Annotated in this window: 21 protein-coding genes; 7 read left to right on the top strand and 14 right to left on the bottom strand. The window is 30.2% G+C overall.

The window, feature by feature from the left end:
• The first annotated feature begins 49 nt into the window (after positions 1-49).
• From CAMP18497_RS05200 to CAMP18497_RS05185, 4 genes are all read left to right on the top strand, one after another.
• A complete protein-coding gene (locus CAMP18497_RS05200) occupies positions 50-595 on the top strand; it encodes a GNAT family N-acetyltransferase (RefSeq protein ID WP_337212908.1) in 546 nt (181 codons plus the stop codon).
• Positions 596-787, top strand: coding sequence for a heavy-metal-associated domain-containing protein (locus CAMP18497_RS05195; protein WP_264283908.1), 192 nt, complete (start codon positions 596-598; stop codon positions 785-787).
• The gene (locus tag CAMP18497_RS05190) at positions 777-2,897 is read left to right on the top strand and encodes a heavy metal translocating P-type ATPase (protein WP_337212905.1); all 2,121 of its coding nucleotides are present in this window, start codon (positions 777-779) and stop codon (positions 2,895-2,897) included. Before CAMP18497_RS05195 ends, CAMP18497_RS05190 begins: the two co-directional genes overlap by 11 nt.
• Before the next feature lie 68 nt (positions 2,898-2,965).
• Positions 2,966-3,490, top strand: a complete 525-nt coding sequence (locus CAMP18497_RS05185) for a DUF2165 family protein (protein WP_337212903.1) — start codon at positions 2,966-2,968, stop codon at positions 3,488-3,490.
• Positions 3,491-3,521: 31 nt separating this feature from the next.
• Here the strand turns inward: CAMP18497_RS05185 and CAMP18497_RS05180 are convergent, their stop codons facing one another.
• The 6 genes from CAMP18497_RS05180 to alaS form a co-directional block, all read right to left on the bottom strand.
• Positions 3,522-5,417 (bottom strand): NAD(P)/FAD-dependent oxidoreductase, encoded by a 1,896-nt coding sequence (locus CAMP18497_RS05180; protein ID WP_337212901.1) that lies wholly within the window; start codon positions 5,415-5,417, stop codon positions 3,522-3,524.
• Between the two features lie 89 nt (positions 5,418-5,506).
• The gene (locus CAMP18497_RS05175) at positions 5,507-6,067 is read right to left on the bottom strand and encodes a sulfite oxidase heme-binding subunit YedZ (RefSeq protein ID WP_337212899.1); all 561 of its coding nucleotides are present in this window, start codon (positions 6,065-6,067) and stop codon (positions 5,507-5,509) included.
• Positions 6,067-6,960, bottom strand: coding sequence for a protein-methionine-sulfoxide reductase catalytic subunit MsrP (gene msrP, locus CAMP18497_RS05170; protein WP_337212897.1), 894 nt, complete (start codon positions 6,958-6,960; stop codon positions 6,067-6,069). The genes CAMP18497_RS05175 and msrP overlap by 1 nt, the downstream gene beginning before the upstream one ends.
• Positions 6,961-7,044: 84 nt before the next feature.
• Positions 7,045-8,976 (bottom strand): PBP1A family penicillin-binding protein, encoded by a 1,932-nt coding sequence (locus tag CAMP18497_RS05165; protein ID WP_337212943.1) that lies wholly within the window; start codon positions 8,974-8,976, stop codon positions 7,045-7,047.
• Entirely contained in the window at positions 8,976-9,518 is a 543-nt protein-coding gene (gene maf, locus CAMP18497_RS05160; RefSeq protein WP_133318684.1) for a septum formation inhibitor Maf, read from the bottom strand. Before maf ends, CAMP18497_RS05165 begins: the two co-directional genes overlap by 1 nt.
• On the bottom strand, positions 9,518-12,055 hold the full coding sequence (gene alaS / locus CAMP18497_RS05155) for an alanine--tRNA ligase (RefSeq protein ID WP_337212894.1): 2,538 nt from the start codon (positions 12,053-12,055) through the stop codon (positions 9,518-9,520). Before alaS ends, maf begins: the two co-directional genes overlap by 1 nt.
• A gap of 108 nt (positions 12,056-12,163) precedes the next feature.
• Between alaS and CAMP18497_RS05150 the strand changes: the two genes are divergently transcribed.
• Genes CAMP18497_RS05150 through hemH form a run of 3 tightly spaced genes read left to right on the top strand, consistent with a single transcriptional unit; the run spans position 12,164 to position 14,999 of the window.
• Positions 12,164-13,240 carry a DegT/DnrJ/EryC1/StrS family aminotransferase gene (locus CAMP18497_RS05150; protein ID WP_337212941.1) on the top strand — a complete coding sequence of 359 codons (1,077 nt, stop codon included), beginning with the start codon at positions 12,164-12,166 and terminating at the stop codon, positions 13,238-13,240.
• Entirely contained in the window at positions 13,237-14,097 is an 861-nt protein-coding gene (locus CAMP18497_RS05145) for a Gfo/Idh/MocA family protein (protein WP_337212892.1), read from the top strand. Before CAMP18497_RS05150 ends, CAMP18497_RS05145 begins: the two co-directional genes overlap by 4 nt.
• Positions 14,097-14,999: a ferrochelatase gene (hemH, locus tag CAMP18497_RS05140; RefSeq protein WP_263677763.1), complete on the top strand. Its 903-nt coding sequence runs from the start codon at positions 14,097-14,099 to the stop codon at positions 14,997-14,999. Before CAMP18497_RS05145 ends, hemH begins: the two co-directional genes overlap by 1 nt.
• A gap of 37 nt (positions 15,000-15,036) precedes the next feature.
• Here hemH and CAMP18497_RS05135 read toward each other — a convergent pair whose 3' ends face one another.
• From CAMP18497_RS05135 to CAMP18497_RS05100, 8 genes are all read right to left on the bottom strand, one after another.
• Entirely contained in the window at positions 15,037-16,839 is a 1,803-nt protein-coding gene (locus tag CAMP18497_RS05135; protein ID WP_337212890.1) for a peptidoglycan D,D-transpeptidase FtsI family protein, read from the bottom strand.
• A gap of 3 nt (positions 16,840-16,842) precedes the next feature.
• Entirely contained in the window at positions 16,843-17,136 is a 294-nt protein-coding gene (gene fliE / locus CAMP18497_RS05130; protein ID WP_012661772.1) for a flagellar hook-basal body complex protein FliE, read from the bottom strand.
• A 3-nt stretch (positions 17,137-17,139) separates the two neighbouring features.
• Positions 17,140-17,634 carry a flagellar basal body rod protein FlgC gene (gene flgC, locus CAMP18497_RS05125; protein WP_039618718.1) on the bottom strand — a complete coding sequence of 165 codons (495 nt, stop codon included), beginning with the start codon at positions 17,632-17,634 and terminating at the stop codon, positions 17,140-17,142.
• A gap of 10 nt (positions 17,635-17,644) precedes the next feature.
• Positions 17,645-18,076, bottom strand: a complete 432-nt coding sequence (gene flgB, locus CAMP18497_RS05120; RefSeq protein WP_039618716.1) for a flagellar basal body rod protein FlgB — start codon at positions 18,074-18,076, stop codon at positions 17,645-17,647.
• Positions 18,077-18,168: 92 nt separating this feature from the next.
• The gene (gene aat / locus CAMP18497_RS05115; RefSeq protein ID WP_214097513.1) at positions 18,169-18,810 is read right to left on the bottom strand and encodes a leucyl/phenylalanyl-tRNA--protein transferase; all 642 of its coding nucleotides are present in this window, start codon (positions 18,808-18,810) and stop codon (positions 18,169-18,171) included.
• Positions 18,785-20,914, bottom strand: a complete 2,130-nt coding sequence (locus CAMP18497_RS05110; RefSeq protein ID WP_337212885.1) for an AAA family ATPase — start codon at positions 20,912-20,914, stop codon at positions 18,785-18,787. The genes aat and CAMP18497_RS05110 overlap by 26 nt, the downstream gene beginning before the upstream one ends.
• A complete protein-coding gene (locus CAMP18497_RS05105) occupies positions 20,911-21,204 on the bottom strand; it encodes an ATP-dependent Clp protease adaptor ClpS (RefSeq protein WP_087684979.1) in 294 nt (97 codons plus the stop codon). The genes CAMP18497_RS05110 and CAMP18497_RS05105 overlap by 4 nt, the downstream gene beginning before the upstream one ends.
• Positions 21,188-21,805 carry a TlpA family protein disulfide reductase gene (locus CAMP18497_RS05100; RefSeq protein WP_337212883.1) on the bottom strand — a complete coding sequence of 206 codons (618 nt, stop codon included), beginning with the start codon at positions 21,803-21,805 and terminating at the stop codon, positions 21,188-21,190. Before CAMP18497_RS05100 ends, CAMP18497_RS05105 begins: the two co-directional genes overlap by 17 nt.
• Positions 21,806-21,814: the final 9 nt, after the last annotated feature.

Here is a 21,814-nt window from a genome sequence, read left to right as displayed (position 1 = left end):
TAAAAGTATAAACTAAGAAGTCTAAATTTGATTTTAAAGGAGTAAAAGAGTGATCAGAAAAGCTAGGAAAGATGATGTTAAAAAATGCATACAATTGCTTGCTTTAGCAATGGATCATTTTATATATAAACTTAGTGGTTATAATGATCATCAAAAAGCCATAGAGGTTTTAGAAAATTTCTTCACTCAAGAAAATAATCGTTTAAGCTATGAAAATATATATGTTTATGAAGAAGATAGTGAAATTTTAGGTGCGATTTGTTTTTATGATGGGGCTTTGGCAGATGAGCTAGATAAGCCTTTAAATGGGCATTTAGAATTTTTAGGAATTAATGAAAAAGTTTTAAAAGAATGTGAAAATGAGTTTTATTTAGATAGTATTTGTGTGGATGAAAAAGCAAGAGGAAAAGGCATTGCTAAGAAATTGATTGAATATGCTTTCAATGAAGCTTTGGAAAATGGTAAAAAGCTTTCATTAATCGTAGAAGATGAAAATATAAATGCAAAAATGCTTTATGAAAAAATGGGCTTTAAATTTATAAAAAATAAAATTTTTCACTCTCATAAATATGAATATAGAGAAAAAGGAGAATAAATGATTATAAAAACTAAAAATATTAATTGTCAAAGTTGTGTCAATTTAATCAAGGCTTCATTGGAAGATGAATTTGGTACCATGCAAATAAATGTTGAAACAAAAAGCATTGAGATTGATTTAAAAACAGAGCAAGTTGAAGAGTTCAAAAAACAATTGCAAGATTTAGGTTTTGAGATAGATGAAGCATGAGTTAAAATTAAAAATAGGCAATATGACTTGTGTTAATTGCTCTAATGCTATAGAAAAAGTTTGTGCAAAAATTGATGGAGTAGAAGATGTAAGTGTTTCTTATGTCAATTCTAGTGGAGTGTTTTTGCTTAAAGATTTATCTTTGGAAGCAAAAATCAAAGCAAAAATCAAAGCTTTGGGTTTTGAAATATTGCAAGAAGAGCAAAATTTATATGAGTTTAAACTCAAAGAGCTTAAAAATATGAAAACAAAGCTTATCGTGAGTATAATTTTAAGCTCCATTGTGATGTATTTTGAAATGTTTGTTCAAGGAAATGTTTCTGCTTTAATTCAAATGTTTTTATCTATGATAGTGATTTTTTATTGCGGAAAAGGTTTTTTTATCCACGCCCTTAAAGGATTAAGGCATAAAAATTTAGATATGAATACCTTGATATCTCTAGGTGCTTTTACTTCTTTTATATATTCTTTTTTTGTGTATTTTGAGGTATTTAGCAAAGATGGTTATTTATATTTTAGTGGCGGAGCGATGATTATAAGCTTTGTTTTATTAGGTAAATACTTAGAAGAAAAGGCTAAATTTAAATCCTTAGGGTATCAAAATAAATTAAAAAACATAGATATTAAAAAAGCTAATATAATCTTAGAAGATGGAAGTATAAAAAGCATACCCAGTGCTTTTGTAAAAGAAAATGATGTGATTTTAGTAAAAGAGGGTGAAAGCGTTGTCGCTGATGGGGTAATTATAGCAGGCGAGGCTGAGGTTGATGTGAGTTTTTTAACAGGAGAGTTTTTGCCGCTTTTTAAAAAGCAAGATGATGAGATTTTAGCAGGAACTGTGCTGATAAATGGAAGCTTAAAGATTAAAGCTAGTAAAAAGGCTATTGAAAGTTCATTAGAACAAATCAAAGATCTTGTTTTTAAAGCAGGTAATGTCAAAACACCTTTAGCAAACTTAGCTAATAAAATTTCAGCTTATTTTGTAGCTTGTATTATTGTTTTATCGCTTTTTGTATTTGCTTTTTGGTGTTTTAAAGAAGGAATTAATGCAGCATTTTTGCATGCTTGCGCCACGCTTTTAATCTCTTGTCCTTGTGCTTTGGGCTTAGCAACTCCTATAGCTATAGTTAGTGCTTTAGCAAATGGTGCAAGAAATTTTATCTTAGTAAAAAATCCAGCGGTATTAGAGAATTTATCCAGTATAAAGCTTGCTATTTTTGATAAAACAGGCACTTTAAGCCAAGATGATTTAAGTATTTATAAGCATAATCTTACTCAAGAAGATTTTCAAAAACTTACCCAAATTGAAAATTTAAGCTCACACCCAATCGCAAAGGCTTTTGCTAAAGAATTAAATGTAAATTTAAATTTGCAAGGAAAATTAAGTGTTTTGGTGGGGAGTGGTTTGCTTTATGAAGAAAATGAAGATAAATATTTAATAGGCAATGAAAAACTAATGCTTGAAAATGGTGTTGATATACAAAAAAGCAAACAATTTTTGCAAGAATTTGAAAATCAAGCACCTATATATTTGTATTTTGCAAAAAATAATATTTGTCTTGGCGGGGTTTGCTTGAAAAATGAGCTTAAAAACGAAGCTAAAGATTTGATAGCAAATTTAAAACAAAAAGGTATAAAAAGCATTATTTTAAGTGGTGATAATAAAAAAAGTGTTACTAAAATAGCAAATGAGCTTAATATTGATGAATACTATTCTGACTTAAAACCTGAGCAAAAGCTTGATTTTATAAAACAAAAAATCAAAAAAGAAAAAGTTCTTTTTATAGGAGATGGTATTAACGATGCTCCTGCTTTAAATTTAGCTAGCGCAAGTATAAGTTTTTCCAAAGCAAGTGAGCTTGCTAAAAAAAGCGGAGATTTGATTTTGATAAAAGATGATTTATCTTTAATAGCTTATTGTTTTGAGCTTTCTCAAAAAACTAAAAACATCATCAAACTTAATCTTTTTTGGGCTTTCATTTACAATGCTTTATGCATTCCTATTGCAGCAGGTTTTGTGCCATTTGTAAGTCTTAGTCCGCATTTGGCAGCTTTGGCAATGTGTTTTAGTTCGGTAACAGTTGTACTAAATTCTTTAAGATTGCGTTAGATATTTCAGTTTTATTTAATATTTGTTGTATTATATTAATATAAATTTAACAAAAAAGGAGTATCATAATGAATTGCAATTGTGGTTTTTCTATGATGAATATAGTAAGATATTCTAAAATGATTATCTTGCTTACAGTTGCCTCTTTAGCGGCTATTGTTGTTTTTGGTAATGTAACTGATTATAATTCAAATTTTCAGTTCGTAAAACATGTTATGAGTATGGATACTAAACCTGATTATTTAGGTAATGCTATTGTTTATAGGGCTATTACAAATTCTACTATCCATCATATTGCCTATATTTTTATTATTTGTTTTGAAGCTTTTATTATGCTAACTGCTTTAAAAGGTGCTTTAGATATGTTTAAAGCAAGAAATTTGGACGCAAAAACTTTCCATGAAGCTAAAAAATTTGGAATCATTGCTTTAACTTGTTGTTGTTTACTTTGGTTTTTTGGTTTTCAAGTAGTGGCTGCAGAATGGTTTGGTATGTGGATGAGTAAAACTTGGAATGGCTTGCCTGATGCTACTAGATTAGTAACTTATATGCTTTTAGCTTTAATTTATATTAGTATTAAAAACGATGATTAATTTATCAAACTCCTAAAAAGGAGTTTGATTGTTAAAGTTCGTTAACAGCACGATATGCTTGATCGATTGCTGAATGCATATAAGCTGACCAGTCAGAATCTGAATTTGCTATAACGATATTTCCAAAAGGTTTTCTTGCAAGTTCTATAGTTTTTTGTGCTTCTTCACTATCATCAAAAAGACTATTTTCTGTATATGAATAACAATGCCCCCAACGATTTACAACTATAGCCTTAATATCTTTTTCATGGTCAAATCCAGCTGAGCCTAACATGCCTTGAAGTTGATCACGGACGATTTTTTCATGTTCTTCAAAACTCATAGTGAATAATAAATTTCTGCCTACTCTAGCTCTATCTCTTGCATCCATTCTATCAAGATCAATCCCTTGGATATTCGCAAAAGCTAAAGGAGAGCAAACCATATGAACACAAATAGGCTTTTTAGGATCTCTTGGGTGGCGGTATCCTCCCATATCCACAGGATAATCAAGCTTGGTTCTAGCATAAGGCATTTTTGGTGAATAAATTTCATGTACTCCAAGTTTTATAAATGGTTCCCAGTTGCTTATGATAACTTTAGTATGTAAAAGAGAAGTTTTTACATTTTTACTCAAAGCATCTTTTTGATCTTGTGGCATACTTGGTACTATATATGGAATCATACTATTATAATTTGCCATTACAACTTTTTTAGCTTTTACTCTGTAATTTTTGCCTTTATTAATATAAGTTACTAAAGCTCCATCTTTTGTATTTTCTACATTTATAACAGTGCTGTTTAATCTTAAGCGTACTTTGTTTTTAGCAAGATCAAGTTTAGAATAATCAAAATGAGCTAGAGTAACTTCATCCATATCTTTACCTTTCTTAGATACATCAGGAATTAATCTTCTAACCATTAATCTAGCAACAGTAGCATTACCATCAGCACAGTGGTGGATGTATGGCTCTTCCATTTCAGCCAATGCTTCTCCCTCGATTGGATCAAGCCCAAGTTTATCAAAACCAGGTAGGAAAGAAATTCTAGCATCTTCACAAGAAACAGCATCAATACCTAAAGCCAAAAAGTCATCTGTCATACCTTCAAAAAATTTTATAGCTTGTGGTGAAAGCTTAACCTTTTCTTCTAAGAATTTTTTATAGCTTGTTTTAGCCACATACTTATCTCTTTGTTTTTTTGTTAAACCTTTTAAATAGTCTTTTTCGCTTTTAAATAAAGCAATTAAATCTTTTTTATCTTTTTCATTAAGAGGAAAATCTCCTATAAAAGCTTCAACGCTTCTACCATTATGTCTTCCCTCAGGAATATCATCACAAATTACTTTTCTAGGGTTACCACTTACGACTTTATCTACTCCAAATTCAGCTTTAGAAAAATACACACCCCTGCTAAGTTTTAAATCAGGATAAAAATTTACATCAAAACGTTTAGCAAGTTCATCAATATCCACACCCAAAGATGATAATAAATCTACTACTTCTTTAGAATATAATGCCTTTGGTGATTGAAATGTTTCACTACCACCATAACTTAAAATAGTGCCATCTTCTAGTTCTATTTCATTTCTTCTAGCGTGTCCACCAAAATCATCATGATTATCAAGGATAAGAATTTTTTTATTTTTTCCAAATTTGTTTTGATAAAAGCAAGCTGCTGCTAAACCACTAATTCCAGCTCCAACAACAACTAAGTCATATTCTTGTTTAGGTTTGATAGCGCTAAAGTCAAATTTTTCACCATCTCTTAGCATATGTGCAAATTCATAACTTGCATTATTACTACCCCTTAACCCAAGCCATTTTGGTGGGTAGTATTCTTTAGTGAAATCTTCGATTTTAGCTTCTTTACCATATAATACTTGCAATGGAGTCATTCCTGCAAGTATAGTTAAAGCCATTCCGTTTAAAAAATCCCTTCTTTGCATGGTTGTCCTTAAAATAAGATATATAAAGTCTTATTTTAAGAATATATTTATATTTTTATTCTTAAAGTATTTTGTAAATACAAAAATTTTTACAAAAAAGTTACTCTTTTTCTCTTTTTGTAATTTTTATAAAGTTTAATAAGTAGAAAAATCAAGGCTAGACTTAAAGCTAAAAAATGTGGAATTTGTGGTATTTTTGCAGATAAAAAATAATGCCAAGTTGTTAGCAAAAAGCAAAAATATCCAAGTTTTCTTATTTTACTCATTTTTTTAAAAAACTTAAATGAGCTTATAAACATAAATGTGAGTATAAAAAAGCTTACAAAACCACTAAATTCTAAATTTTTACTAAAAGTATCTTTGAAAAAAAGTATTAAATTTAAATTTTTTCCAAAAGCAAAATAATTAAAAAAGTGAATCAAAGCCCAAAAAAACGCATAAAAACCTAAAAATTTAGGGTAATCTTTTGTGTGCTTATACTTTAAAAGTGAAAAAAACAGGCTCAATCCAAAAAAGATTAAGCCAAATATACCACTATAAAAATATACAGATTTTACAATATCAAATTCTTGCATGATTTGATAGATGCTAAAAACAATACTTAAAGCAAAGGCTAAAAATCCACCGATATTATAAACTTTTTTGCTCATTAAAAATTAACCTTTAAATCCATATCTTTATACAAATGTGCTACTTCTTTTTCATAGCCATTAAACATTTGCGTAGGCTTAGTGAAAAAATCTCCCAAATGACGTTCATTTGCTTGAGACCATCTTGGGTGAGAGACATTTGGATTAACATTAGCATAAAATCCATATTCTCTAGGGTTGGCTAGCTCCCATGTGGTTTTAGGTTGTTCTTTAGTAAATTCTATTTTTACAATAGATTTTATACTTTTAAAGCCATACTTCCATGGAACTACAAGGCGAATTGGTGCTCCATTTTGTCCCAATAAAGGCTTTTTATACATTCCTACGGCCATAAGCGTTAGTGGGTGCACGGCCTCATCTAATCTTAAGCCCTCTACATAAGGATAATCAAGAGTTGGGAAAAATGAAGCTTGATCGGCAAATTGATTTTTATCAAAAAGAGTGGTAAATTTTATAAATTTAGCCTCGCTTTTGACTTTGCATTTTTCTATTAAAGCGCGCAATTCAAAACCAACCCAAGGCACCACCATAGACCAAGTTTCAACACAACGAAATCTATAAATTCTCTCTTCTAAAGGAAAGGCTAGTAAATCTTCCATGGTTAAAGTCAAAGGCTCTTCAACTTCCCCGCTAACTTCTATTTTCCAGCCCTTTGTGTTGAAATTTTTTGCAAGTTCAACAGCTCTTTTTTTATCAGTAGAAAATTCATAAAAATTAACATAATTAGTTGCAGTTTTTTCATCGCTAAGTTTTAATTTTTCATTGTTAGGATCAGGAAAGAAATTTAATGCCATTAATTCAGATTGAACCAAGGCTGAACTAACCAAAGTTCCTGCACCTAGCTTCAAAAAATGACGTCTTTTGTTATATAATTGCTCATTTGTGATATTCATGAAACATCCTTTATATATTTTGTGATATTAAAACATATAAAGGAAAATGAAAGGATAATTTTTATTATTTTATAAAAAATATTTTTAAAAAATTATCTCGTTATTTTCAGATAGAGCAGGGTTATTTTTTGGAAATGGAGAGGTATTAGTGTAATATTCTCTTTGTTTTTCATAAATTCCTTGATAAACCCCTTTTGGAATGATAAATTTTCTAGCGCTATCAGGATAAAGTTCTAGGTATTTTGTTAAAAATTTTTTAAAAACCGGCGCAGCAGTCCTTGCACCACCTTCGATTTGTTTCATAGGTTTATTATCATCATTTCCATACCAAATGATAGCTTCTATTTCAGGAGTTAATCCACAAAACCACGCATCTACGCTTTTATTTGAAGTACCAGTTTTTCCAGCTATCTCAATCCCTTCTACTCTAGCATTGCGCCCAGTGCCTTTTTTAACAACATTTTGCATCATATCATTAACTAAAAAGGCTTGTTCGGGTTGGCTGATTTTTCTTTCTCCTGAGTTAAACTCTACTACTATTTTGCCATTTTTATCGATTACTCTTTTAATGAGTATCAAATCTTTTTGCATGCCATAGTTTCCAAATACTGTATAAAGTTTAGCATAATCATAAATAGAAATTCCAAAGCTACCCAAAACTATAGATAAATCAACCGGTATATTTTCAAAGCCCATAAATTGAAGTTTATCATGGATTACATCAAGTCCTAGGGCAAGAGCTAAATTTATGGTAGCTAGGTTTCTTGAGCCAGTTAGTGCTTCTTTTAAGCTTATAAGTCCTAGAAATTTTCCACCGTAATTTTTAGGTTTCCAATCTTTCTCATCTTCTTTGGTACTTTCAAAAATTCTTGAAATATCAGCAACCTTACTCATAGGAGAATAACCCATGTCAATAGCAATTTGGTATAAAAAAGGCTTAAAAGAACTTCCAGGCTGTCTTAAGCTTTGAGTGGCACGGTTAAAATTACTTTTTGCATAATTTACCCCACCTACTAAGGCTAAAATGTCTCCATTTTGGTGATTTGCTACTATCATAGCTCCATTAAGTGTACTTAAATTTGCATCTTTGTCTCTTTTAACTATTTCATCATAGCCAAATTTTAAAGCCTCTCTTGCAATATTTTGCACGTCAAGATCGATAGCAAGCTCTATTTTATAGCCACCACTTTTTAAGTCTTTAATCCCGCTTAGTTGTTTTAAAACTTCTTGAGTAACATAAGGGGCTGCATTTTGTGTTAAAGTATCATCATATACTTTTGGAATTTCTTTTAAGGCATTTTCATACTCTTCTTTAGAAATCCAACCAAGATTATACATTCTTTGTACTACGCTGTTTGCTCTAGCTAAAGAAAGATCTAAATGTCTAGTAGGATCATAAGTACTTGGAGCCTTTGGCATACCTACTAAAATGGCAATTTCTTTCAGACTAAGCTCATCTAAATTTTTTCTAAAATATCCAAGTGCAGCGGTTTTTACTCCATAATATCCATGTCCAAAGAAGATGAAATTTAAATATCTTTCTAAAATTTGCTCTTTGGTTAAAGTACTTTCTATCTTATATGCAAGTAAAGCTTCTTTTAGTTTTCTATTTAATGTGCGTTCAGGAGTTAATTCTGTGTTTTTTATGAATTGTTGTGTAAGAGTGGAAGCTCCTTCCATGGTTTTTCCACCGCTTCTTATGATTTTAATGGCTGCTCTAAAAATCGCATCTATATTAACCCCACCATGTTCAAAAAAGCTAGTATCTTCAATAGCCACCAAAGCTTCTATAAGTCTTGGTGGGAGTTCTTCATAAGGGGCATAAAAGCGGTGTTGCTCGAAAACATTGGCAACTAATTTTCCATTTTTATCAAAAATTTGTGTTGTAAGAGGTGGTTTATAATCTTTAAAAGTGTATTGATTTAAATCAGAATCAGAAAACAAATATGCAATAAATATAAAAACTCCAACCGCACACACTATACAAAAAGAAAGAAATATTTTTAAAATTTTTATCATAAAAATGCTTTCAAAAGTTCTATATTAAGCCCTAGTGCTGTACTTTGATGGCCTATGATTTTTTTAATGTATTTTTTATGAAACCCCTCGCACATCACAGCTCCGGCTTTACCTTGATAAAGTTTTGAATCAATGTATTCTTGCATATCTTTTAAATCAAATTTATCCAAAATCAAATCACACTTGCTAAGATTAAAAATCTTTTTATCTTCTAAAACTAAAATCATCGCGCTTAAAACGCTAATGCTTTTGCCACTTTGCAAATTGAGCATATTAAAAGCCTCATTATCGCTTTTAGCTTTAGTAAGAATGATATTTTGAGCGCAAACTATACTATCAGCAAATAAAACATTTTTAAAATCAGGGTATTTTGCAAAAAACTGCCTTTCTTTTTCTAAAACAATTTTCTGCACATAAGAGCTTGGATTGTCTTTTTTTACCAAGCTCTCATCATAATCGATAATAATTTGCTCAAAAGCGATATTTGCTTCTTTTAGCAAAGCAACGCGTGAAGGCGAACTTGAAGCTAGATAAAGCATTAAATAAGACTTTCTTCTATGATTTTTCTAGCATGATCAAGTGCTTGTTCTATTTTACTTGTATCTTTACCACCAGCTGTTGCAAAATCATCCCTACCACCACCGTTTCCACCAAGCATTTGTGCAACTTCTTTTACCAAAGTACCGGCTTTTAACGAAGCGTCTTTAACGCCTGCTGCGATGATGATTTTGCCTTCTTTTTCTTGTAAAAGTAAAATCACAGCTTTGTTAAATTTGTTTTTAAACTCATCTATCATGGTTTTTATATCGCCACTATCTATTTTTTGCACACAATATTGAATGCCATTTAGTTCTTTAGAGTTTAATTCTGCTTTGTTTGAATTTTTTAATTCATTTTTTAAACTAGCTATTTCATTTTTTAATTTTGCCACATAGCTTAAAATATCATGAGTTTTTAACTCTTCTTTGGCTTGGTTTAGCTCTTTTAAATTTTCATTAACATAATCAAGCGCAGCTTTGCTTACTACTGCTTCTATTCTTCTAACTCCAGCACTAACACCACTTTCTTTGATGATGTAAAAACTTCCTATTTCAGAGCTATTTTTCACATGGGTACCGCCGCAAAGTTCCTTGCTAGCTCCTAGGGTTAAAACTCTTACTTTTTCTTGATATTTTTCACTAAATAAAGCTATCGCACCACTTTTTTTAGCTTCATCTAAAGCTAAAATTTCAATTTTAGCTTCATTTGCTTGCATGATGTAAGTATTTACCAAAGCTTCTATTTGTTTTAGTTCTTCTTTGTTTAGAGCTTTTGGATGAGTAAAATCAAATCTTAATTTATTGTGTTCTACTAAAGAGCCTGCTTGGCTAATGTGTGAGCCAAGAATTTCTCTTAAAGCATGGTGTAATAAATGTGTCGCGCTGTGATGTCTTGCGATTTGTTCTCTTTTTTTAGTATCTATGCAAGCTAACACTTCATCGTTTGTTTTAAGATCTTGTTTTAATTTCACTTGACTAAGATTAATATCAAAGAATTTTTGTGTATCTAAAACCTCATTTTCATTGATAAAACCTATATCAGCGCTTTGCCCTCCACTTGTTGCGTAAAATGGAGTTTTTTCAAGCATTAACCATGCTATATATCCTGCCTTAGCTTCGGTTATGATTTTAAAATTTTCATCTAAAATGGCCATGATTTTAGTTTTTTCTTCATAATTTTCATAACCACTAAAAGTATTTTTACCAAATTTTTCTAATAAAACTTTAAAGTCCCCGCTAATTGCTTTATCCCCACTTCCTTTCCAAGAGGCTTTGGCTCTATCTTTTTGTTCTTGCATAAGCTCATTAAATTTAGCCTCATCTACACTAAGATTTTTTTCTCTTAGCATATCTTGGGTTAAATCAAGCGGAAAACCATAAGTATCATAAAGTTTAAAAGCTACTTCACCGCTAAAAATATCTTTAGTTTTTTTAAGTTCTTCATTGAAAATTTCAATACCATTTTCGATAGTGCTTAAAAATCTTTCTTCTTCTAGTTTAATCTGTTCTTTGATAAATTCTTTTTTTTCATTTAAGTAAGTATAATGCCCACCCATTAACTCACACACTACATCTACAAGCTCATACATAAAAGCTCTTTTAAGACCTAATAAATATCCATGTCTTAAGGCGCGGCGCATAATTCTTCTTAAAACATAGCCCCTACCTTCTTTATCAAAGCCAACTCCTTGAGCAAGTAAAAATATACTTGATCTAATATGATCTGCGATTACTCTATAGCTAGCCCCACTTTCATAGGTATAAGTTTTGCCACAAAGTTTAGCAATACTCTCAATAATAGGCATAAACAAAGAACTATCAAAATTACTAAATTTTCCTTCTTTTATAGCGCTAACTCTTTCAAGTCCCATACCTGTATCAATACTAGGTTTTGGCAATGGAGTAAGTGTGCCATCAGCACTTCTTTCATACTGCATGAAAACGAGGTTCCAAATTTCTAAGAACCTATCTCCATCACCACCCATATAATCTTCACTAGAATTAAAATGCTCAGCACCTTGATCATAAAAAATTTCACTACAAGGCCCGCATGGTCCAGTATCGCCCATTTGCCAAAAATTATCTTTATCGCCAAATTTATAAATTCTTTCTTTTTCTATATGTTTTTGCCAAAGCTCATATGCTTCATCATCGCTTTCATGTACAGTTACATATAATCTTTCTTTAGGTAGTTTTAAAACCTCAGTTACAAATTCCCAAGCATAAGCAATGGCTTGTTCTTTAAAATAATCCCCAAAACTAAAATTTCCAAGCATTTCAAAGAAAGTATGATGTCTTGCTGTGTAGCCTACATTGTCTAAATCATTATGTTTTCCACCAGCTCTTATACAAGTTTGACAGCTTGTTTTACGCGGAGGATTAGGGCGTGGTACTTCTCCGGTAAATATACTTTTAAAAGGCACCATACCTGCATTAGTAAAAAGTAAAGTCGCATCATCAGGTACTAAAGGGCTTGAAGAGGTGATTTCATGTCCTTTTGATTTAAAAAATTCTAAATATTCTTTTCTTATATCCATAGATTTTCCTAGCTAGTTTTTTGCTTAAAATAATACCAAAAATACTTTAAATTAAGTAAAACTATCTTATAATCATGATTTTAAATTTACTAAGGTAATACAATGAAAATTCCTTTTATAGACTTAAATGCTCAATATAATGCTTATAAAAATGAAATCGATGAGGCTATTAGTGAAGTTTTACAAAGCAGCTCTTTTATAGGTGGTGCAAAATTAGAAGAATTTGAAAATAATTTAGCTAAATATGTAGGTATTGAACACGCAATAGGTTGTTCAAGTGGCACAAGTGCGTTATTTTTAGCCTTGATGGCTTTGGGTGTGGGTAGAGATGATGAGGTAATAGTGCCAAGTTTTACCTTTATAGCTACGGCTGAAATGGTTGCACTAATCGGTGCTAAACCTGTTTTTGTAGATATTGATTTTAAAGATTATAATCTTAGTTTAGAAAAAGTTCAAAGTGCTATCACGCCTAAAACTAAGGCTGTAATTGCTGTGAGTATTTTTGGGCTTATGCCTGATATGTTTGCTCTAAAAGAGCTTTGTAAAAGTCAAAATATTGCTTTGATAGAAGATAGTGCGCAAAGTTTTGGAGCTAGTCAAAAGGGTATAAAATCATGTGCTATAGCTGATATATCTTGTACAAGCTTTTTTCCGTCTAAGCCTTTAGGTGCTTATGGAGATGGTGGGGCGATTTTTACCCAAGATGATGAATTAGCGCAAAAAATAAAAATTTATTTAAATCATGGACAAGTGCAAAGATATAAGCATAAATACATCGGTATTAATGGAAGGCTTGATACCATCCAAGCAGCTATTTTAAATGTGAAATTAAAATACTTAGATGAAGAGATTAAAAAAAGAGAAGCAATAGCAAAAATTTATGATGAAAATTTAAAAAATTGTATTTTACCGCCAAGGAAAGATGGTTTTATGAGTGCCTGGGCTCAATATAGCGTGCGTGTAAAAAATAGAGAAAATTTCATGCAAAAATTACAAGAGCAAGGTATACCTACTGCGGTGCATTATCCTTTAGGGCTTCATTTACAAGAAGCTTTTGATTATCTTGCTTATAAAAAGGGAGATTTACCAAATACAGAACTTTTAAGTGATGAAATTTTATCTTTACCTATGAGTGCATTTTTAAAAGAAGAGCACCAAGCTAGAGTGATAGAGGCTTTTAAATGAAAATAGGGCTTATAGGCCTTGGTAAAATGGGTAAAAACCATTTAAGAGAACTTGAGCGTAATTTAAAAGTAAAAGAAATTCATCTTTATGACCCTTTTTGTAAAGATAAATTTAAACACTTTTTGCATAAAAATTTTGATGATTTTTTAAAACAAAATCTTGATGGTGTTATCATTGCTACGCCTACTCATACGCATTTAGACATAGCTTTAAAAGTTTTTCCTAAAATAAAAAATGTTTTGATAGAAAAGCCTTTGGCGCTAAATGTTGATGAAATTTTAATTTTAGAGCAAAAAGCTAGAGAAAACAAAGTCAGAGTAGGGGTGGGTTTTTGTGAGAGATTTAATCCTGCTATTTTAACTTTAAAAGAAAAACTTTTAGAAGATGAGATTATAAGTATTAATATACAAAGAATTTCTCCTTATCCACAAAGAATAAACGATGTAGGTGTTTTAAGTGATCTTGGTGTGCATGATATTGACTTAGTTAGATTTTTAAGTCAAGAGCAAATTTTAAAAGCAAATATTTATAAAAGCTTTCATCATGATAAATTTGAAGATGAGGTAATGATAAGCTTAAAATTAGAAAATATTTTAGCAAGCATTCATGATAGCTGGAATGGACAATGCATTATAAGAAAAAACACACTTTTAGGTAAAAAACATACTTATGAAATTGATCTTAAAAATTTTGAACTTTTTATCAATATGCAAAAAATTCCAAATTTATATGAAAACTCTCCTTTATATGCTGAACATGAAGACTTTTTTGAGCTTTTGCAAAATGGAGTTTGTGAAAATTTAGCTAGTATTGAAGATGCTTTGAGGGTGCAAGAAATTTTAGAAGGTGTTAAATAGTGAAATATGTATTTTTTTTAAATATGGGTGGGGTTAATAAACTTGATGAATGTGAAGTTTTTTTAAAAAATATGTTTAATGATCCTTATATTTTAGGGATAAAAAATGTTTTTTTAAGAAAATTTACAGCCTTTATGATAAGAAAATCAAGACTAAAAGCTATGAAGCAAAACTATGAAAAAATGGGTGGGAAGTCCCCGCTTACCCAAATCACACAAAGTTTATGTGATAGATTAAATTCCAAAACTAGAGAATATAACTTTGATTTTATTAGTCTTTATGTGCCACCCTTTGCAAATGATGTTTTTTCAAAATATGATTTTCAAAAAAATGATGAAATCATTTTATTTCCTTTATATCCTCATCATTCTAAAACCACTGTAACTAGTTCTTTAGAAGTGGTGCAAAATGAGCTAAGAAATATCCAAAATCAAGCTAATGTAAAAATCATTGATGTTTTTTATAAAGATGAACTTTATAATGAAATGATTATAAAGCATATTTTAGAAAAAAAGAAAGAATGTGATTATAAAACTTTGATTTTTTCTGCCCATTCTTTACCGCTTTCGGTGATTAAAAAAGGTGATTTGTATGAAAAACATGTGCAAGAGCACGTGGGTATCTTAAAAGAAAAACTTAAAAATGAATTTGATCAAATCATTTTATCCTATCAATCAAAACTAGGTCCAGTGAAATGGCTTGAACCTAATACAAGTGATATTTTAGCAAATTTAGATCAAAAAGCTTTGATTTATCCTATATCTTTTTGTATAGATTGTTCTGAAACGATTTTTGAACTTGGAGTTGAGTATAGACACTTAGCAAAAAGTGATTATGAGCTTATTGCTTGCCCTAATGATAGCGATGAGTTTATAGAGTTTATTTTAAATTGTTTAGTTTAGAGTCAAATAAAACTCTAAATTTTAAAGTTAGTTTGGATTAGTTTTTTATCGTTTTGTTTTCTATAGGTTTTAAATAACTTTCTTTTATCATAAGATTTACTGTATCTTTAAACATAGGTAAAGCACTTTGTGCAGCATAATAACTATAGGCCTTGGTAGGATTTCTTACCAAAACTCCTATGGTATAATTGTTTTTCTCATCATTTGCAAAGCCAAAAAATGAAGCATTATAGCGATTTGAAGTATAGCCTTTTCTTTCAGCAATCCTAGCTGTACCTGTTTTACCACCTATGATAATACCTTGAGTTTGTGCTTTTTTACCTGTTCCTTTTTCTATAACATTGATTAAAATTTGTTGCATTTCTTTGGCAGCTTTGCTTGAGAGAATTTTTTCTTTTTTAACTTCATCATCAAGTTTTATTAAACGCCCATCTTGATAAATTTTATTTGCAATTTGTGGTGTGATATAAATTCCATCATTGTTAAATACATTATAAGCAGCTAGAAGTTGCATAAAAGTTGTTTTTAAGCCATAACCATAACTTAATACAGATTTTTCTACTTCTCTTAATCTTTTTGGATTTGGTATTTCTCCTTTTTGTTCATAAGGAAGATCAATACCACTTCTTTCTCCAAAACGAAAAATTCTAAGCCCTGAGATGATTTCAAGATTGCTTAATCTTTGGGCGATTTTAATCATACCGACATTTGAGGAGTAGGTAATAACTTCTTCCATGCTCATTTTATCTTTTCTATGATCATCGCGTATGGTAAAACGACCAAGCTTGTATTGACCACCTTGGGTATTGATGATTTCATTGACTTTGATTTTATCAAGCATTAAAGCGGTGGTAAATATAAAAGGCTTTATAACAGAACCTGCTTCATAGCCATATTCTATCGCACTTGCATTAAGCACAGATAGATCTTTTCCACGATTTTGCGGATCGTATCTTCTTGAGCTAGCAAGGGCTAAAATTTTCCCACTTTTACTTTCCATAATTGCAACTATAATTTCATTAGCTTTTAGATCTTCATTTCTTTTATCAATAGCCTTTTCTAGGCCCTTTTGAAGCTTTAGTGAAATATTTAAGTATAAATTGCAACCATCTATTTTACGCTTTTCATAAGAGTGTAAATTTAAGATAATATTGCCACCTATATCTCTTAAACCTTGGATTTTTGCATTTTGCAAAGGATTTAAACATTCATTGTAATATTTTTCTAAGCCTTTTATACCAACATTTTTGAAAATTTCACTTTTTTCATCCATATAAGTTCTTGTGTAGCCTATGATAGGAGTAAGTGAGTCTTTTGGCATATACACGCGATCTTCTTTGTGTTCTATGATATCAAGTCCTCTTGTTTCAACTCTGCCATTGTTATTTGTAAAAGACTTAAAAAAGCCTTGAGTATAAAGCTTTTTAGCTAATTCTTTTAAATAACTTGCATCTTTTGAATTAATATCTTGGAGTAAAATAAAATTATAACTTCTTCTTTTTTTTGCAAGCATTCTTTTTTTGATATCTTGTATTTGTTCATCGCTTGCGCCGCTATAAATTTGAAAAAGTGTTAAAAATAATTCTTTTTTATCAGGATTTAAACTTCTTAGATCAATCTCTGCTCTATAAATTTGCCTACTAGAAGTTACTGTAAAATTATCGCTTGTGATAATATTACCTCTAAGAGCGGAAAAATATTGTTCTTTTTGAGTATTTGGTATATGGCGTTTTGAGGTTAGAAAAAAAGTAGAAAGTAAAAACAAGGCCATAAAAAACAGAGCCATACAAAAAGCAAAAGCTACCTTTGAAACTCTATTTCTAATGGTGTTTGAAAGCATATATTAAATTTGAGTTCTTGAAATTTCTTTATATGCGTTTATAGCCTTATTTCTAACTTCAAGCATAAATTTCATACTTGATTCAGCTTTGCTAATCGCAATTGCTGCTTGGTGTAAGTCTTTTACTTCACCTGTTGCGATATCTACCATAGCAGCTTCAGCTGTTTCTTGAGTTTTATTAAGGTTGTTTATAGAATTTTTTAATAAGCTTGAAAATTCATCACCTATGTTATTTGTGTTGTTATTATTTTTATTGTTAACATTGTTAAATTGATTTATACCATTAATAGTGTTCATTTATTAACCTCTTAGTAAATCTATCGCACTTTGTGCTATAGTTTTAGTGCTTGTAAAAGCGCTTACATTTGCTTGGTAAGCTCTTGTTGCCTCTATTAAATCGGCCATTTCAATGACAGGGTTTATATTTGGAAAAGCAACATAACCTTGTTCATTCGCATCTGGATGAGATGGATCAAATTTCATACGAAAATCTTTATCATCTCTTACAACCTTATCAACCACTACGCTCATTATAGCAGGTTTTGCATCTTTTTGCGAAGCAGGGTCATTTAGAGGATTTTCATATTCTAAAAAATTATTATCTTTAGCGATTTGTTTATTTAGTAATTCATTAAAATCAGTCGCTTTAAAAATCACTTCTCTTCTTCTATACGGACCACCTTCTGCTGTTCTAGTAGTGTTTGCATTAGCTATATTTGAGCTAATTACATTCATTCTAAAGCGTTGTGCGCTAAGTCCGTATCCGCTAATATCAAAATCACTTAAATAAGCCATTATTTTTCTCCTAGCCTAATTTAGAGCTTGTGTCTATGATGGTTGAAAAAATATTACTTTGTCTTCTTAAAACACCATCTAAAGCAGTAATCATCATAGTATTTTTACTCATTTCAGTAGTTTCTACATCAAGATCTACTGTATTTGCGTCATTTCTTGCCAAATGTCCATCTCTTAAATAAATGGTTGATTTATTAGGATCTGGAAATTTCCAAGGTTTTTGATGATTTGCATTTGTACTTGCTAATTCAAGCTCTTTGGTATCTTTCTTTTTAAAAATTTCATTTGCTCTATTAACTAAAGCAGTTTCAAATTCTATATCTCTTGCTTTATAAAAAGGAGTATCAACATTTGCAAGGTTAGAATTAATCATTTGACTTCTTAGATTTCTTCCTGCTAAAGCATCAACAATAAGTTCTTTTGATTTAAAAGGGCTTATCATAATTTTTCCTTTAAAATAAAGCTTTTATAGACTAAAAGCAAAAATCATTCCAAAATATTTATGCAATTTTGTTTATCTATAAGTATATCTTTTTATAGTAAATTTTTGAAATTTTTAAAGCCACTTTCAAGCGAAACTTTTTTTTCTAGCGTTTTTAAAAAATCTTTTTTTGTCATTTCTTTAGCGCCCATAAATTTTAAATGCTCATTAGGCACTTGACAATCTATTAAAAAATCATATGGTTTTAAAAGCTCACAAAGTCTTATTAGGGCTACTTTTGATGCATCTTTTTTAAGGCTTATCATGCTTTCACCAAAAAATATTTTGCCTATGATAAGTCCATATAAACCGCCGATTAAAACATCATTTTCATAAACTTCAACACTATGAGCTAAATTTTGCTCAAAAAGCTTTGTATAAACTTGTATAAATTCTTGACTTATCCAAGTTTTTTTTCTTTTTGCGCAATGACTTATAAGCGAGTTAAAATCAAAATCAAGTCTTATTTCATAAGTTTTTAAAGCTTTTTTTATGCTTTTTTGTATACGCACTTCATCAGGTAAAAGCACCATTCTAGGAGAAGGACACCACCAAGTAACAGGATTGCTAGTCCATGGAAAAAGCCCTAGACGATAAGCATGAGGTATAAAATCTACCTCTAGCTTTTCGCTAATAAAAACAGGCGCATCATCAGGGCTTTTTAAAAGTTTAGAATACAAATTCGATTTTTTCATTTTTGGAAAGTTTGAGTTTTAATTTACCACCATTTTTTAATTTTCCAAACAAAATCTCATCGCTTAATCTCTCTCCTAATTCTTCAGCAATAATGCGTTTTAATAATCTGACTCCAAATTCTTTGTTATTGGTTTTTTTAGCAAGAAATTCTTTTACTTTTTTATCAGCTTCTATGGTGATATTATTTAAATTTTTCGCCATTAAATCTAGCTCTTTTTGAACGATTTGTTCTAAAATTTCTTGATCTAAGTCATTAAAATGAATGATTTTATCAATACGGTTGATAAATTCAGGCGCAAAAAAATCTTTTATGGCTTTATTACTTTTTTCTTTATCGCTGCTTAAAAAACCAAGCTCATTACTTTCTTTTAAGCCTAAATTTGAAGTCATAATGATAATAGTATTTTTAAAATCAGCTTTTAATCCACTATTATCTGTCAAGCTTGCATTATCAAAAATTTGTAAAAAAGTATTAGTTAAATCAGGATGAGCCTTTTCTATCTCATCAAATAAAATCACACTAAAAGGATTTTTTCTAATACTATTACTAAGCAAGCCACCATCTTCATAGCCCACATAACCTGCTGAAGTTCCTATGAGTTTGCTCACATCGTGTTTTTGTGAATATTCACTCATGTCAAATCTTTCAAGATTAAGGTTTAAAATTTGTGCTAAATTTTTGGCAAGTTCGGTTTTGCCAACCCCGCTTGAACCGGTAAATAAAAACACGCCTTTTGGGGTATTTTTACCTTTTAATCCTGCATAGCTTTGTTTTAAGGTAGAGCATAAAGCCTTGATAGCTTCATCTTGTCCAAAAATGTTTTGTTTTAAATCATGCTCTAAGTTCTTAAGAATTTTACCTTGATCACTTTCATAAATTTTATGAGAATGTGTCATTCTTGCTAAAGTATTTTCTAAGTCTTTTATTTTTACTATTTTTTTACTTTTTTTATCTTCTAAAGCAAAGCTTGCACCAAGCTCATCGATTAAATCAATCGCGCTATCGGGTAAAAATTTATCATGTAAAAATTGTTTTGCTAGTTTTATACTTGTTTGTAAAATTTCATCACTGATTTTGATTTTGTGAAAATTTTCGTATTTACTTTTTAAGCCTTGTAAGATCAAAAAACATTCTTCTTCGCTTGGTTCATCTATATCAATTTTTGCAAATCTTCTACTAAGAGCTTTGTTTTTATCAAAGGTATTTTTGTATTCTATAAAAGTAGTTGCTCCTATGCATTTAATGTTGCCATTACTTAGTGCAGGTTTTAATAAATTTGACATATCTGCATGGCTTTCATTGCTTGCGCCAGTTCCTACTATGGTGTGAATTTCATCTATAAATAAAATAGCATTAGGGATATTTTCTAATTCTTTAATGATATCTTTTAATCTTTTTTCAAAATCACCTCTGTATTTTGTCCCTGAAAGCAAGCTTGCCATATCAAGACTATAAATTTTTGAGTTTTTTAAATGTTTTGGCACTTTTTCTTCAGCTATAGCTAGCGCTAGTCCATCTATAATGGCACTTTTACCAACACCTGGCTCGCCAACTAAAATAGGGTTATTTTTCTTGCGACGGCTTAGAATTTGCATCATTCTTTCAAGTTCAAATTTCCTACCTATAACAGGATCTATTTTGCCTTTTTTTGCAAGCTCAACTAGCTCTATAGTATGGGTTTTTAAATTTTCAAATTCAGCATTTTGTAACAATTCTTTTATTTTTTCTTCTTCTATTAGGTGTTTTTTTAAAATATTATAAGAATAAGCTTTTTCTTCTTTGCAAAGTGCGATGATAAAATCAATCACACTTGTTTGATTTTTTGCATTTAGCTTGTGTAATATATTTTCCAAGATCACAGAAAAAATAGGTTCTATTTCTTTTTTTAGAATTTCGTTATTTTTAGCTAAGTAGTTTTTTAACTCATTTTCAAAGCCTTGTAAATCACCATCTCCGATTTCTTCAAGTAGATTTTTAAAATCATTGCTAAGCTTAACTAAAGCAAAAAGCAAATGTTCGCAAGTGATAAATTCATGATGATTGATAAAGCTTAAATGTCTTGCATTTGGTATAAATGAGTCAATTAATTCTTTATATTTCATTGTTCTTCTATCCTTGTTTGGAGTGGAAAATCATTGTTTTTTGCTGCCGTGTCAACTTGTTGTTTTTTACTTAGTGCAATCTCTTCTGTATATATACCACAAACTCCACTTCCTTGATGATGGATTTCAAGCATAATTGCACTTGCTTTTTCAAAATCATGATGAAAAATATTCATTAAAATTTCAATTACAAAATCCATAGTGGTAACATCATCATTTAAAAGCAAAACCTTAAACATTTTAGGTTCTGCTAGTTTTTGTTGTTCTAAAATTTCACTTTTTAGACTCATTTAATATCCTAGTAATATCTTCTTGCATAGTTTGAGTAGAAACTTTTCCAAGATAATATTTCACATAACTTTTTGAGTTTTTATTCCAAAAGTCTGTTAAATCTTGATAAATACCATCTTTTAAAACTACTTTAAAAGGAAGTTGCTCCATGCTTTGATAATTAATATCTTTTAAGGCTTGTGCAACAATTCTATCATTTTCTTTAGAATTGCTTAAAAAATAATATGCCCCGTATTTGATAGCAAAATCTTTCACAGCTTGATCACTTACATTTTCAAAATGACTAAGCCCTATGATGATAAAATTATCGGTATTTTTTTGCCATAAGCTTGTTAGATGGGTAGCTTCTTCTTGGCAAGGTGTGCAAAAGGTTCCAAAAAAATCAAACATTAAAATTTTATTCTCTTCACCCTTTACCACAAAACCATTTTGTGTTCTTACTAAGGTTTTTTCACCACCATTGACACTTTTTAAAAGAATTTCATCGCCCATTTTATACTCAGCAAATGCAAATTCGTTTTCGATTTTTTCTTCACTTGAGCAAGCACTTATTAAAAATGCAAAAACAACTGTAAAAAATAAATAAGCAAATTTTTTCATCAAAATCCT

This window comes from Campylobacter sp. W0066.1, assembly GCF_024723635.1.
GTDB classification, from domain to species: domain Bacteria; phylum Campylobacterota; class Campylobacteria; order Campylobacterales; family Campylobacteraceae; genus Campylobacter_D; species Campylobacter_D lari_C.
The sequence above is the reverse complement of the archived record's forward strand: the minus strand, read 5'-3'. Positions and strand labels throughout refer to the sequence as shown.